The sequence below is a fragment of the Streptomyces tendae genome, assembly GCF_014650435.1.
In the GTDB taxonomy this organism is placed as follows: Bacteria; Actinomycetota; Actinomycetes; order Streptomycetales; family Streptomycetaceae; genus Streptomyces; species Streptomyces tendae.
In genome coordinates, this window is record NZ_BMUY01000007.1 from 76,271 (window position 1) to 90,110 (window position 13,840).

Annotated in this window: 13 protein-coding genes; 8 read left to right on the forward strand and 5 right to left on the reverse strand. The window is 72.6% G+C overall.

Translation table 11 applies throughout. The features are described from left to right. Positions 1-41: 41 nt before the first annotated feature. Both IE258_RS19495 and IE258_RS19500 read left to right on the forward strand, forming a co-directional pair. Complete coding sequence (locus IE258_RS19495) at positions 42-2,156, forward strand: acyltransferase family protein (RefSeq protein WP_189745181.1); 2,115 nt, start codon at positions 42-44, stop codon at positions 2,154-2,156. 60 nt (positions 2,157-2,216) lie between these two features. Further along, a complete protein-coding gene (locus IE258_RS19500) occupies positions 2,217-2,903 on the forward strand; it encodes a 2-phosphosulfolactate phosphatase (RefSeq protein WP_189745183.1) in 687 nt (228 codons plus the stop codon). Between the two features lie 22 nt (positions 2,904-2,925). Here the strand turns inward: IE258_RS19500 and IE258_RS19505 are convergent, their stop codons facing one another. The 3 genes from IE258_RS19505 to IE258_RS19515 all read right to left on the reverse strand — a co-directional run bounded on the left by IE258_RS19505 (position 2,926) and on the right by IE258_RS19515 (position 6,687). Then, a complete protein-coding gene (locus IE258_RS19505) occupies positions 2,926-3,576 on the reverse strand; it encodes a YceI family protein (RefSeq protein WP_189745185.1) in 651 nt (216 codons plus the stop codon). A gap of 169 nt (positions 3,577-3,745) precedes the next feature. Then, entirely contained in the window at positions 3,746-6,178 is a 2,433-nt protein-coding gene (locus IE258_RS19510; protein WP_189745186.1) for an SCO7613 C-terminal domain-containing membrane protein, read from the reverse strand. A gap of 155 nt (positions 6,179-6,333) precedes the next feature. Further along, positions 6,334-6,687, reverse strand: a complete 354-nt coding sequence (locus IE258_RS19515) for an ATP-binding protein (RefSeq protein WP_308434193.1) — start codon at positions 6,685-6,687, stop codon at positions 6,334-6,336. Between the two features lie 316 nt (positions 6,688-7,003). Here IE258_RS19515 and IE258_RS19520 point away from each other — a divergent pair, with 316 nt between their 5' ends. The 6 genes from IE258_RS19520 (at position 7,004) to IE258_RS19545 (ending at position 10,714) form a co-directional block, all read left to right on the forward strand. Next, positions 7,004-7,876 (forward strand): Sco1979 family transcriptional regulator, encoded by an 873-nt coding sequence (locus IE258_RS19520; protein ID WP_189745190.1) that lies wholly within the window; start codon positions 7,004-7,006, stop codon positions 7,874-7,876. Continuing rightward, the gene (locus IE258_RS19525; RefSeq protein WP_127894427.1) at positions 7,873-8,142 is read left to right on the forward strand and encodes a DUF397 domain-containing protein; all 270 of its coding nucleotides are present in this window, start codon (positions 7,873-7,875) and stop codon (positions 8,140-8,142) included. The genes IE258_RS19520 and IE258_RS19525 overlap by 4 nt, the downstream gene beginning before the upstream one ends. Continuing rightward, positions 8,139-8,954, forward strand: coding sequence for an SAM-dependent methyltransferase (locus tag IE258_RS19530; protein WP_189745192.1), 816 nt, complete (start codon positions 8,139-8,141; stop codon positions 8,952-8,954). Before IE258_RS19525 ends, IE258_RS19530 begins: the two co-directional genes overlap by 4 nt. Before the next feature lie 41 nt (positions 8,955-8,995). Then, on the forward strand, positions 8,996-9,754 hold the full coding sequence (locus IE258_RS19535; protein ID WP_189745194.1) for an IclR family transcriptional regulator: 759 nt from the start codon (positions 8,996-8,998) through the stop codon (positions 9,752-9,754). A gap of 83 nt (positions 9,755-9,837) precedes the next feature. Then, positions 9,838-10,242: an STAS domain-containing protein gene (locus tag IE258_RS19540; protein ID WP_189745196.1), complete on the forward strand. Its 405-nt coding sequence runs from the start codon at positions 9,838-9,840 to the stop codon at positions 10,240-10,242. Between the two features lie 112 nt (positions 10,243-10,354). Beyond that, positions 10,355-10,714, forward strand: a complete 360-nt coding sequence (locus tag IE258_RS19545; RefSeq protein ID WP_189745198.1) for a DUF488 domain-containing protein — start codon at positions 10,355-10,357, stop codon at positions 10,712-10,714. 85 nt (positions 10,715-10,799) lie between these two features. On the opposite strand, the gene pntB is transcribed toward IE258_RS19545, so the two are convergent. Both pntB and IE258_RS19555 read right to left on the reverse strand, forming a co-directional pair. Further along, positions 10,800-12,260 (reverse strand): Re/Si-specific NAD(P)(+) transhydrogenase subunit beta, encoded by a 1,461-nt coding sequence (pntB, locus tag IE258_RS19550; protein WP_189745200.1) that lies wholly within the window; start codon positions 12,258-12,260, stop codon positions 10,800-10,802. Next, positions 12,257-13,831, reverse strand: coding sequence for a Re/Si-specific NAD(P)(+) transhydrogenase subunit alpha (locus tag IE258_RS19555; protein WP_189745202.1), 1,575 nt, complete (start codon positions 13,829-13,831; stop codon positions 12,257-12,259). Before IE258_RS19555 ends, pntB begins: the two co-directional genes overlap by 4 nt. Positions 13,832-13,840: the final 9 nt, after the last annotated feature.

The following is a 13,840-nucleotide window of genomic DNA, read 5'->3' on the forward strand; positions in this document are numbered from 1 at the left end:
CAGGCGCAGTGTGTCCGTCCCCCCTGAGGAGCCAAGCCCTGATGACCAGCACCACGCCCATCGCGGCGCGTACCGTCCCGGCGGCCGGCGGATCCGCGCCGCCGCCGCAAGGACACCCTCCGCGGCTCGACATCCAAGGGCTGCGCGCGGTGGCCGTCGGGCTGGTGGTGCTCTCCCACGCCGGCGTGACTCAGGTCGGCGGCGGCTACGTCGGTGTCGACGTCTTCTTCGTGATCTCCGGCTTCCTGATCACCTCACTGCTCCTGCGTGAACTCGCCACCACCGGACGGGTGTCGCTGCGCTCCTTCTACGCCCGGCGGGCACTGCGGCTGCTCCCCGCGTCGTCCCTGGTCATCGCCGTCACGCTCGTCGGGGCATGGCTGTTCCTGTCGAAGGCGCGGCTCGCCGAGTACGCGGGCGACGCCCTCGCCGGTGCGCTGTACACGCTCAACTTCCGGCTGGCGGCGGCCGGTACGGACTACCTCGCCCAGAACAGCCCGCCCTCGCCGTTCCAGCACGTGTGGTCGCTCGCCGTGGAGGAGCAGTTCTACCTGGTGTGGCCCGTACTCCTGCTGCTCACCTGGCGGATCGCCCGCGGGCGGCTCGGACCCGTGGCGGTGCCGCTCGCCGTCCTGTGCGCTCTCTCGTTCGCGGCGGGCGTCGTCGTGACGGACCGGTCGGCGCCCTGGGCGTACTTCGGCTCCCTGACCCGAGTCTGGGAACTGGGTGCCGGTGCGCTCCTGGCCCTGGCCGTTGTACGGCTGCGCCGCCTGCCGGCCGCCCTCGCCGCCGCACTGGGCTGGCTCGGCCTGGTCTGCGTCACGGTGGCGGCACTCCGGTACGACGACCAGACGCCCTTCCCCGGCCATCACGCGCTCCTGCCGGTCGCGGGCGCCGTACTGGTCCTGGCCGGCGGCTGCGTGCCCACGTCGTACGGTGCGGGGCGGCTGCTGGAGCGACGTCCCCTCGTGTGGCTCGGCGGACTCTCCTACGGCTGGTACCTGTGGCACTGGCCGCTGCTGGTGATAGCCCCGGCGGCGCTCGGACGTGCCGACGGCACCGCCGGAGTACCGCTCGCACTCGCGCTGTCCGCCGTGGCGCTGGCCCTGGCCTGGCTCACCCTGCGCCTCGTCGAGAACCCCGTCCGCTTCCACCGTGCCTTCCGCGGGCGCCCGCGCCGCGCCCTGGCGCTCGGGGCCGCGCTGACCGCGAGCGCCTCCGCGCTGTCCCTGACGGCGACGGCGGTACCGCCGACGATCGAGGTCGGCGACCCCGCGCCCGCCCTGGCACGGGCCCTCTCCGGGGCGCCGGACCCGGCCACCCGCCTCACCGAACTCCTGACGGCGTCCCCGACCGCCCTGCCGAGCAACCTCGCGCCGCCCCTGCCGCGGGTGAAGTCCGCCCGCTCCGCGCTCTACCGGGACGGCTGCCACGTCGACCGCGCCGCCACCCGCCCACGGTCCTGCGTCTACGGAGACCGGACCTCCTCCCGTACGGTCGTCCTCTTCGGCGACTCCCACGCCGCGCAGTGGTTCCCGGCCCTGCAACGGCTCGCGGGCGCCCGCGGCTGGCGGCTGGTGCCGCTCACCAAGGCATCCTGCAAGGTCGCCGACGTGACCATCGTCAACCTCCACAAGCCGTACACCGCCTGCGACACCTGGCGCTCCCACGCCCTGGAGCGGATCAGGGACCTGCGCCCGGCCCTCGTGGTCGTCTCCTCCTCGGACGCCGGTGACCCGGCCCGCCCCGCCGACGACCCCCTGCGCCAGTGGACCACCGGGTTCGAGCACACCTTCCGCGACCTGCACACCTCCGGCGCCCGGGTCGCCGCACTGCTCGACACCCCGTGGCCCAAGGGCGACCCGGTCGACTGCGCCGCCCGGAACTCGCTGCAACTGCGCGCCTGCGCACACCACTTGCCGGAGGCGATCCGGGACACGACGCGCGGCCGCGCCGTCCGTGCCGCCGCCTCCACCACGGGCACCACGGTCATCGATCCCACGCCCTGGGTCTGCGCCCCGCGCACCGGCGTCTGCCCGGTGGTCGTGGCCGACACCGCGGTCCACCGCGACGACAGCCACCTCTCGGAGGCGTACGCCGAGGCACTCGCCCCGGTCCTGGCAGCACCGCTGGACCGCCTCGTGGGCGCGCCCTGAGGCCGGGAGCGCGCCCAGGGGCTGTGGCCGTGTCGGCGGGTGTGCGCGATCATGACGCGAATGGACACTCGTTTCGTCGGCATCCCCGAGGTGACCGAGGCCCCGGACGTGGCGGTCGTCGTGGACGTCATGCGCGCGTTCACCGTGGCCGCGTGGGCCTTCGCCCGGGGCGCGGAGAAGATCGTTCTCGCCGGGTCGCTGGAGGAGGCTTTGGACCTCAAGGCGGGCCACCCGGACCGGGTGGCGCTCAAGGACGGCCCGCCCATACCCGGTTTCGACCTGGTCAACTCGCCGGGCCTGCTGCGCTCCGCCGACCTCGCCGGACGGACCGTCGTGCAGAAGACCACGGCGGGGACGGTCGGTGCCCTCGCGGTCAGGGACGCGCCGCTGGTGCTGTGCGCCGGCTTCGTGGTCGCGGACGCGACGGCCAGGCTGCTGCGGGAACGTGGCGCCGAGCGCGTCACGTTCGTGGTCACCGGCGAGGACGGGCGGGCCGACGAGGACCTGGCGTGCGCCCAGTACATCGCGGGCAGGGCCGACGGGGACGGTGCGGACGCCGCCGGGTTCCTCCGCCGAGCCGCCGCGTCGCGTGCCGCCACCGAGCTGGCGCAGGGAGTGCGACAGGGCGTCCATCCCGACGACGTCGCGCTCTGCCTCGAAGCCGACCGGTTCCCCTTCGCCATGGTCGCGGCCCAGGAGGACTCGCTCATGGTGCTGCGTCCGCGGTCCGTGCCTCGGCCGGTGTGAGAACCGGCCGTCGTAGTGCGGGTCAGGAGGAGCGGATCGCGGAGATGTCGAACTGCAGACGGACCTTCTCGCTCACCATGCTGCCGCCCGCCTCGAGCCGCTGGTTGTAGACCAGGCCCCAGTCCCTGCGGTCGATGGTGGTGGTCCCGTCGAAACCGGCCCGCTCGTAGCCGAACGGGTCCACGACCGAGCCGAGGTAGTCCAGTTGCAGCTCGACGGGGCGGGTCGTGCCGCGGATGGTGAGGTCACCCGTCATGCGGAAGCTCTCCCCGGACTCCTGGGTGGTCGAGGTGGAGCGGAAGGTCATCTCGGGGTGGCGCCGCGCATCGAAGAAGTCCTTGCCGACGAGATGGGCGTCCCGTTGCTCCACGCCCGTGTCCACGCTGGCGACCCGAATCACCAGCTCGGCCCGGGAATCGCCGGGGCTGGCACCGTCGAAGTACAGCCTGCTGTCGTAGTCGGTGAAGGCCCCGCGGACCGTGGTGACCATGGCGTGCCGCACGGAGAAGCCTATCCGGCTGTGCGGGCGGTCGATGGTCCAGTGCCCGGTCAGCTCGCGAAGGGCCGGGTCGAGCGTGGCCGCCGCCGTCGCGGACCGCGCGGCGAACCGCTCCGGTGCGGCGGCCGCCGGCTGCTCGACGGTGGCGGTCTGGCGGCGGCTGAAGATACCCATGAGTCGGCCCTTTCGAATGTGATCACTGCGTGTGTGATCACTTCGTGTTACCACGAAGCCGATCCGCGGCCCACGGCGAGATGGGTGGCCTCGTCCGGGTTCCATGACCCCGACCGCAAAGCTGCACGGGTTCGACACGGCACCCCTCACTTGTGCCCCTCCGGACGTCCTAGCGGAGCCGCCCCAGCGCCTCCCGCAGCCGCCGGGCGTCCCGCAGCCGATGCTCGTAGGTGGCGCCCAGGACGAGCAGCACGAGACCGGCGAGCGCCGGGGGCACCCAGCGGGGGAGCGCGCCGACGACCTGGGTGAGGTAGGGAGCCAGCTCGTGCAGGGCCACCAGCGCCAGCACACCCGCGCCGAGGACCAGTGGCGCCTGGAGCCGCAGGCGGGCGCCCACCAGCGTCACCGCGAGCGCCGCGACGCCGAGCAGCAGCGGCCGCAGCCAGTGCTGGTCGTCCCAGGCGGCGAGCAGACTCGGCACCAGGGTGGCGGCCAGCCCGGGACCGTACGCCGTCCACGAGGAGACCGCCGTGTCGCGGCGCCGGCGCAGGTACCCGACGACCAGCGCGGGTCCGGTCACCGGCAGGGCGTAGGCCTCCGGCGTGCCGACCTCCCACGCCGCCAGGCGCACCCAGGCGGCGGCCAGCCACAGCACGGCGGCCGCCCAGCCGACCGCCCGCCGCTCAGGGCGCAGCGCCGTGGCGGCCGCGACGACACCGTTGAGGGAGAGCACCAGGGCCAGCATCGGCGGATCCGGCACCGCGAGCGCGAGGGCGAGCAGCCCCGCGGCCGCACCCGCCACCTCGACCGGCACGGTCGCCCGCGACCCGCTCGCCGGCGACCTACTCGACTGCGAGGCGATCAGGGCGGCGACCGCGGGTACGACGAGAACCAGCAGCGCCGTGTGCGGCGGCCGCAGGTCGGCGGACGCGCCGAGCGCGCAGGCCAGCGCCGTGGCGTGAGCGAGGGCGGCGGGCACGGTGAACGGAGCGTGCCGCGGACGGCGGCCGGCCGCACCGAACAGGACCGTGAGCGTGACGAGTACACCGATCGTCGCGGACTCGGAGGCCAGCGAGAGGAGGGCGAGGTCGACCGAGGTGAGGAGAGCCAGCAGCAGGGCCGTCAGGGCCAGCGGCGAGGTCCCGCCGTCGGACCGGTCGGACCGCACCGCGAGGCCCAGGGCCGCGACGACCACCGCGGCCTGCGTCACCAGACCCGCCGTGTAGGGCAGTTGAAGCGCCACCGGGAGGACGAGGACGGCCGCCCAACCGAGGACCAGGACCACCACCATGACGGCCGGACGCCGAGGCGTGCGGCGCCCGGCCACCACCAGCGCGGCGGCCACCACGGCGAGGACCAGCGGTACGGTGCTCGCGTACGCGGGCGCTGGCACCCCCGCGAACACGGCGTCCCGGACGGTCCGCGGCGCGCCGGACCAGGGCGTCACCGCCTGGACCGCCGGACCGAGCACACTCCCGGCGACGAGCGGCACCGCCCACAGCACCGCGAAACCCTGGACCGCCACAGCGGCGCGCACCAGCCCCTGACGCAAAGGCAGGGGAATGGACGTCCGCTCCGCCGCCAGCAGGAGGATCGCGAACAGCTGACATCCCGGCACCATCCACTCGCCGGGCACCGAGACCCGCAGCACCCCTGCCGACCCGGCGACCAGACACAGACCCGCGGCCGCGGCGGCGGCCACGGCGACCTCCCGGTTCGGGACGAAGCGGCCGGCCACCAGGGCAACCGCCGCCGCCACGACCAGCAGCGCCGCCGCCTGTGCGGCCGAGCCGGGGTCGGACGCGCTCCAGCAGAGCCACCCGGCCGAGAGCACACCGACGGCGCCCGTGCCCAGCGCGCCGACGACGGCGACCACCCGCACCGGCGCCGACACGGGACGCAGTGCCACGGCGGTGCCGCCGGCGGCGGTCGCCAGCAGCACGGCGGTGAGCGGGAGCGGACCCGCGCCAACCGCGATCGCCCACAACAGCAGGGGCAGATGCGCGGTCGCCACGGCCAGCGGGAGAGGATGGAAGAGCCCGAGACGCACACCGTACGCCGCCCACAGCGCGGCCAGGACGGCCGACGCGGCGGCCGTGTACCCGACACCGTCCGCGCCGGTGAACGCCACCTCGTGGAGTGCGTACGCGTCGAGGACGGTCAGGGCCGTCGCCAGGCCGGACACGGCCTCGGCGGTCGCCCTCAGGCCGCGCCGCAGCAACGTCACCGGCGCACCCAGCGCCCCCACGGTCAGCGCGCCCAGGACCAGCGAGCGCCCCGCGATCCCCAGGTGGCCCCAGCTGACGAGGGTGAACGCGATCGCCGCGATCGTCAGCAGTACGCCGCCGAGCACCAGCAGCACGTTCTGCACGCCGGGCGCGGTGGTCTCCGGCCGGCGGGCGGCGGCACCGGTGGCCGGACCGGCGGGCGGGCCGCCCGGTGCCGCTCCGGTGCCCTGTGCGGGCTGCGGGGCGGCGGCCGCCCGCAGGGTGTGCACCAGCCACGCACGGCGCCGCAGCAGGACGGCGCGGCGCAGGTCGAGTTGCCGCAGCTCGGCGTCGAGGATCCGCAGTTCCTCGGCCGGGGGCGGAAGGTTCGTCATGTCTCGGAGTGTGGCCCCCGTCACGCGCCGGGACATGAGCGCGGATACTCAGCTCGTACTCATGAGCCTCGTACTCATGAACCTGGTACTCACCAACCTCGTACTCACGAAACCGCGTCGACGCGGTCCTTCGGCGCAGGCGTCCCGGTGCGGGGTCAGAGCTCGATCCGGAGAACCGCCCAGACGGTGTTGCCCCCGGTGCGGCCGGAGCGCGCGGTTCCCCAGGAGTCCGCGAGCTGCTGCACGATCAACAGCCCCCGGCCGCTCTCGTCCTGAGGACCGGAGCGGGTACCGGTCGGCCCGGCCGAGGTGTTTCCGTCGTCGTGCACCTCGATCCGCAGCTGTTCGCGCGAGGTCAGCGACAGGCCGCACAGCATGCGGTCGCCGGCCGAGTGGAGCACGGCGTTCGTCGCCAGTTCCGAGACGAGCAGCACCGCGTCGGTGCACACGTCGCCGGGAAGCCGCCAGGTGCGGAGCTGGCGGCGCACCGTGTCGCGCGCCGTCCGCACGCTGATCCGGAGCGAGGGGAGGTCGAACCAGTGTTCCCGGTCCGGACGCGTCGGTGGTAACAGTCCGGGCGAAGGGCTCGTGTGGGGGGTCACGGTGATCGCCTTCCGGTCGAGACGGTCGCGATGGGGGGAGCGGGCCTCGGCGGGCGCTGACGGGACGGCGGTCGGACGGGCAGGCTCACAGCGCAACTATGCTCGCCGTCCGGTTCAGGCTGCAACCGAATCCCTGATAATTTCAGGAAGCCCCGTTCAGTCTGGTGTCATCACCAAGTCGCTGCCACAATGGCGCCGGTGACAGCCCATCAGGAGGTGGGGCGTGAGTGAAGCTCGGTCCGGCGCGGGCACCAGCGCCCCGACGGTGCTGCGCATGATCCTGGGCCGTCGGCTCCAGGAGATGCGGCAGGGCGCGGGCGCCTCACTGGCCGACGCCGCCAAGGCACTTCGGGTCACCCCCCTGACGATCCGCCGGCTGGAGAAGGCCGAAGTCGCCCTCAAACCCCTCTATGTCGAAAAGCTCCTGCAGACCTACGGCGCCGGGCAGCAGGAGACGGAGGAGTTCGTCGCGCTCGCCGAGCAGGCCAACAAGCCCGGCTGGTGGCACGCCTACCGCGACGTGCTGCCCAACTGGTTCACGGCGTACGTCAGTCTGGAGACCGGCGCCGGCACCCTGCGCACCTACGAACCCCACTACGTCACGGGGCTGCTCCAGACCCCCGCGTACGCCCGCGGCGTTCTCGGCGGAGGCTTCCCCAACGGCTCCGAGGAGGAGCTGGAACGCCGCGTCGGGCTGCGGCTGCGGCGGCAGAGCCTGCTGGAGCGGGAGAACGCGCCGACCCTCTGGGTGGTCATGGAGGAAGCGGTCCTGCACCGGGTCGTCGGCGGTCCGGAAGTGATGCGCGAGCAGATCGACCGGCTCCTGGAGGCGTCCGAGCTGGAGCACGTCAGCATCGACATCCTGCCCTTCGCCGTCGGCGCCCACGTCGGGGCCTGCGCGCCCTTCACCTACTTCCGGTTCGAGGAGCCGGAGCTGCCCGACGTCGTCTACAGCGAGATCCTCTCCGCCTCGATGTACCTGGACGAACGGGCCGACGTCGTCGCCCACCTGGAGGCGCACAACAGGATGTCGCTGCTCACCTCGACACGGGACAGCACGGCCCTCCTCAACCGCATGCGCAAGGAGTACTCATGAGCAGCACCGACGACCCCGTCTACAACGGAATGCCCGCCCGCGACCTCGGCGAGAGCGGCTGGGAACGTCCGTGGAGCGGACCCAACGGCGGACAGTGCGTGGAGACCAAACGGCTCGCCGACGGACGCGTCGCGGTGCGTCAGTCGACCGATCCGTCCGGCCCCGCACTCATCTACACGCCGGAGGAGATCGGCGCGTTCGTCCGAGGAGTCAAGCAGGGCATGGCGGACCACCTCACGGCCGGCCTTCCGAAGGGAACAGGATGAGCAACACCCACGCCGCGCGGGGCCTCGACACCAGCAGGCCGCACTCGGCCCGCATGTACGACTACTACCTCGGCGGCAAGGACCACTTCCCGGTCGACAAACAGGCCGCCGAAGCGGTCGCCGAGGCATACCCGGGCATCTTCACCTGTGCCCGGGAGAACCGCGCCTTCATGCACCGCGCCACCCGGGTACTGGCACAGGAGCACGGCATCCGGCAGTGGCTGGACATCGGCACGGGCATCCCCACCGAGCCGAACGTGCACCAGGTGGCACAGTCCGTGGTCCCCGAGGCCCGGGTGGTCTACGCCGACAACGACCCGCTCGTCCTGAAGTACGCCGAGCGCCTGATGCGCAGCACCCCGCAGGGCCGCACCACCTACATCGAGGCCGACGTCAACGACCCAGGCTCCCTGCTGGCCGCGCCCGAGCTGGCCGAGGTGCTCGACCTGTCCCGGCCGGTCGCCCTGTCGCTGAACGCCCTGATGCACTTCATCACCGATGCCCGCGACCCGTACGGCATCGTCGACCGGCTGATGGCGGCGCTCCCGGCGGGCAGTGCCCTCGCGCTGAGTCACTGCACACCGGACTTCGACCCGCCCACCTGGGAGAAGGTCACGGACATCTACACCGGCGCGGGCACGCCGGTGCAGTTCCGCTCGCAGAAGGACGTCACGAGGTTCTTCGACGGGCTCGACCTCCTCGAACCCGGCGTGACCGTCGGCCACCGCTGGCGACCGGCACAGGTCACCGGCGCGGACGCGCCCACCGACGCCCAGGTCAGCCTGTGGGCCGGGGTCGGCATCAAGCCGTAGCGCACTTGCCGGACCCCTTCGGCGGGGCGCAGTGTGGAGGGATGAGCGGTCAGGAGGGCCCCACGCTCATCTCCTCGGTGCAGCGAGCCTTTCGGCTGATGGAAGCCGTGGGTGCCCACGAGAGCGGCGTACCGGCCAAGCAGCTGGCGCGCGAGACGGGCCTGGCCCTGGGGACCACCTACCACCTGCTGCGGACCATGGTCCACGACGGCTACGTGCGCAGACTCGAGGACGGCACGTTCGTCCTGGGGGAGCGGCTGGGCGCGCTGCACGCGGGAAGCCGCGACCAGACGGCGCTGAGCAGGGTCCGTCCCACGCTCACCGAGCTGCGGGACGACCTGTCGGCCGCGGCCTACCTGACCCTGTACGAGGACGGCGAGATCCGGGTCGCGGAGATCGTGGACGGCCCGAAGGCCCCCCGGGTCGATCTCTGGGTCGGGTTCGAGGACGCGGGACACGCCACGGCGCTCGGCAAGAGCGTGCTGCGCGAGCTGGACGCCGACGCCCGCGCCGAATACCTTTCCCGGCACACCATGAACGACCTCACCCCGCGCACGATCACCTACCGTGCCGAGCTGCTGCGGCGCCTGGACGCCTCCCCGCACGGCCCGGCCGTGACCGACATCGAGGAGTACCGTCTGGGCACCGCGTGCGTCGCGGTCCCCGTCCGTCGCGGCGACACCATCGGATCGCTCGGCATCTCCCTGGACGTCAACCGCACGGCCCGGCTCGACGACGCCGTGGCGACCCTGCTCACCACCGCGGAGCGGGTGTCCCGGGGGCTCTCGCTCACCATCTGAAAACCGGGCTCTTGTGACGCTCGGCCGTACCGCGTTTCCTGGATGAGACGGGCAAAACGGACAGCATGGCAGGGGAGCGCAGCGTGAGCGAGCAGGGCGTCGCAGAGCCGCACGAGCAGGTCGGATGCCGGGTGATCAACGGTTGGACGGTCGTTCGGGCCGACGACGAGATCGACATCGCCTTCGCGCCGCTCGTCCGGGCCGAGGTGGTCCGACGCCTGTCCGAGGGCCACCGGCACTTCGTGCTCGACCTGTGCGACACCCCGTTCATCGACTCCATGGGCCTCGGCATGATCGTGTCCGTGACCAAGAGCATCCGCAGCCATCAGGGATCGCTGCGGATCGCCTGCTCCGACCGGCGGCTCCTGCAGGTCTTCGCCCTCGGCGGCCTGGGGGCGGTCTACTCCTTCCACGACTCCGTGGAGCAGGCCGTCGCGCAGCCTCCCGGCACGGAGGGACTGGCCGGCTGGCCGCACGTGCGACCCTGACGAGGGCACCGCCGCCGGCCCGTGTTTGGGCCCGCCGTGGCGGTTCACCTGGACGGGACAGCGCACGGGAAGGGCGCTGCCCGGGTCGTCTCTCGTCTCCGGAAGGTGGGTCATGGCTGCACGGGTCGGATACCGGAGGATCTACGAAAGCCCCACACCGCAGGACGGCAAGCGCGTGCTCGTCGACCGTCTGTGGCCTCGTGGCATGAGCAAGGAGAAGGCCGATCTGGACGAGTGGCTGCGCGACGTCGCACCCTCGACCGATCTGCGGCGCTGGTACCACCACGATCCCGAGCGGTACGACGAATTCCGGCGCCGCTACCACGCCGAGCTGGAGGACCCCGACCACCAGGCCGCGCTGGAGCGCCTGCGCGACCTGTCGGCCGACGCCAAGGTGACCCTGCTCACCGCCACCAAGGACGTGGACCACAGCGAGGCGGCCGCCCTCGCCCAGTGGCTCGACGGCTCCTGAGGAGAGTGCGCGCCGGTCCACCCGCGCGGCCTCGGCGGCCCACTGCCGCGAGCTCGCCGAGCACCACGTGCCGGAGCAGGCCGCGTCACCGCGCCGCCGTCACCCCCCGCTCGGGGGCCGCGGGCTCTCGGCCGGTGTCGGGGCCGAGGGCCCGCAGGATCTCCTCGACGCTCTGTTTGGCGTCGCCGAAGAGCATGCTGCTGTTCTCCCGGAAGAACAGCGGATTCTGCACGCCCGCGTAGCCGGAAGCCATCGAGCGCTTGAACACGACGACCTGTTCCGCCTCCCAGACGCGCAGCACGGGCATACCCGCGATCGGACTGGCGGGGTCCTCGGTCGCCGAGGGGTTGACCGTGTCGTTCGCACCGATGACCAGCACGACCGAGGTGTCGGCGAAGTCGTCGTTGATCTCGTCCATCTCCAGCACGATGTCGTACGGCACCTTCGCCTCGGCCAGCAGCACGTTCATGTGCCCGGGCAGCCGCCCGGCGACGGGGTGGACACCGAAGCGCACCTCGACCCCGCGCTCGCGCAGCCGCCGGGTCAGCTCCGCGACCGGATGCTGGGCCTGCGCCACGGCCATGCCGTAACCGGGGGTGATCACCACGGACCGCGCCCGCGCGAGCAGTTCGGCCGCCTCGTGCGCCCGTATCTCGCGGTGCTCGCCCTGCTCGTCGTCGCCGCCCGGCGGGGCCTCGATGCCGAAGCCACCGGCGATGACGGAGAGGAAGGAACGGTTCATCGCCTGGCACATGATGTAGCTCAGATAGGCACCGGAGGAACCGACCAGCGCCCCGGTGACGATGAGCAGGTTGTTGTCGAGCAGGAATCCGGCCGCCGCCGCGGCCCAACCGGAGTAGCTGTTGAGCATCGAGACGACCACGGGCATGTCGCCACCGCCGATGGAAGCCACCAGGTGCCAGCCCAGGGCGAGTGCCAGGACCGTGACCGCCACCATCAGCGGGAGGCCCGGACTGACCGTGAACCAGACCGTGAGCACCACGAACAGGGCCAGCGCGCCCAGGTTGAGGGCGTTCTTGCCGGGCAGCATCAGCGGCCGGGACTTGATCCGCGCGGACAGCTTCAGGTACGCGACCACGGAGCCGGTGAAGGTGACCGCGCCGATGAAGACGCCGATGAACACCTCGGCGTGGTGGATGCGGATCAGCTCGGCGGCGATCCGGCCCCGCGATCCGTGGGCCTCGACCTCCAGGTAGCTGTTCCAGCCGACCAGGACGGCCGCGAGACCGACGAAGCTGTGCAGCACCGCGATCAGTTCGGGCATCTGCGTCATCTCCACGCGCCGCGCCCGCCACAGGCCCGCCGCGGCGCCGATCACCGTGGCGAGCAGGATCAGTGCGACCGGACCGGCGGAGACGCTCTGCGCCGAGGCCACGACGGTGGCGGCCAGGGCGAGGGCCATGCCCACGATGCCGTAGACGACGCCGGCGCGTGAGGTCCGGTGCCGGGACAGACCGGCGAGGCTGAGGACGAACAGCAGGGCCGCCACCAGGTCGGCGGCGCGGGAGGCGGTCATGGACGTCATCGGGGCTCGCCTCTCGAGAACATGGACAGCATGCGGCGGGTGACGGCGAAACCTCCGAAGATGTTGACGCTCGTCAGCAGGATCGCCACGAAGGACAGCACGGTGACGAGGGTGCTCTCGTGCCCGATCTGCACGAGGGCACCGATCACCACGATCCCCGAGATGGCGTTGGTCACCGACATCAGCGGGGTGTGCAGGGAGTGGTGGACCTTGCCGATCACGTAGTAGCCGATGACCACCGCCAATGCGAACACCGTGAAGTTCTGCGCCAGTTGGGCCGGGGCGAACGCGACCAGCAGGAAGGTGGCCAGCATGCCGAGGCCGATGAGGCCGAAGCGCCCCGCCGGGGTGACCCTGGTCGTTCTCGCGCCCACCGGTGCGGCGGTGGACGCCGCCGCCGGCGCGGTGGGGGGCGGGGCCGCCGACACCGGGACCGGCGGCGGGGGCCAGGTGACCGTGCCCGCGCGGACCACGGTCACGGTCCGCTGCACCACGTCGTCGAAGTCGATGACGATCCGGCCGTCCCCGCCGGGGGTGAGCAGCCGCAGCAGGTTGACCAGGTTGGTGCCGAACAGCTGGGACGCCTGGGCGGGCAGCCGGGACGCCAGGTCGGTGTAGCCGATGACGGTCACGCCGTTGCCGGTCACCACGCTCCGGCCCGGTACGGTCCCCTCGACGTTGCCACCCTGTGCGGCGGCCATGTCGACGACGACACTGCCCGGTCTCATCGCGGCCACGTCCTCGGCGGTCAGCAGCCGGGGCGCCGGGCGGCCCGGGATCAGCGCGGTGGTGATCACGATGTCCACCTCCGCGGCCTGCGCGTGGTACAGCTCGGCGGCGGCCCGGTCGTAGTCCGCGGTGGTCGCCTTCGCGTAGCCGTCGGTGCCGCTCTCCTGGGCTGCGTTCACCGGCAGGTACTCGCCGCCGAGCGACGTGACCTGGTCCGCGACCTCGGGCCGGGGATCGGTCGCCCGCACGATCGCGCCCAGGCTGGAGGCGGCCCCGATGGCGGCCAGCCCCGCGACCCCGGCCCCGGCGACCAGGACCTTCGCGGGCGGCACCTTGCCCGCCGCGGTGACCTGACCGGTGAAGAACCGCCCGAAGACGTGCGCCGCCTCGATCACCGCCCGATACCCGGCGATGTTCGCCATGGAGCTGAGCACGTCCATCGACTGCGCCCGCGATATCCGGGGCACGGCGTCCAGGGCGAGCACCGTGACGTCCCGCGCGGCGAGCGCCTCGAGCAACTCGGGCCGCTGCGCGGGTGCGACGAGGGACACGAGCGTCGTCCCCGCGCGCAGTTCCGCGATCTCCTCGTCGGACGGCGCGTTGACCTTGAGTACGACGTCCGCGGCCCAGGCTCCGCCGAGACTCGCCCCCGCCTCGGAGTAGGCCGTGTCGTCGAACCCGGAGGCCATGCCGGCTCCCGGCTCGACGACGACCTCGTAGCCGAGGCCGAGCAGCAGGCGGACCGTCGAGGGCGTCGCGGCGACGCGGGTCTCCCCGGGCAGGGACTCGGCGACGACGCCGACGCGTTGAGGCGGGTGGTGAGCGGATTCGTGTCCAGTCATGTCCAGTCT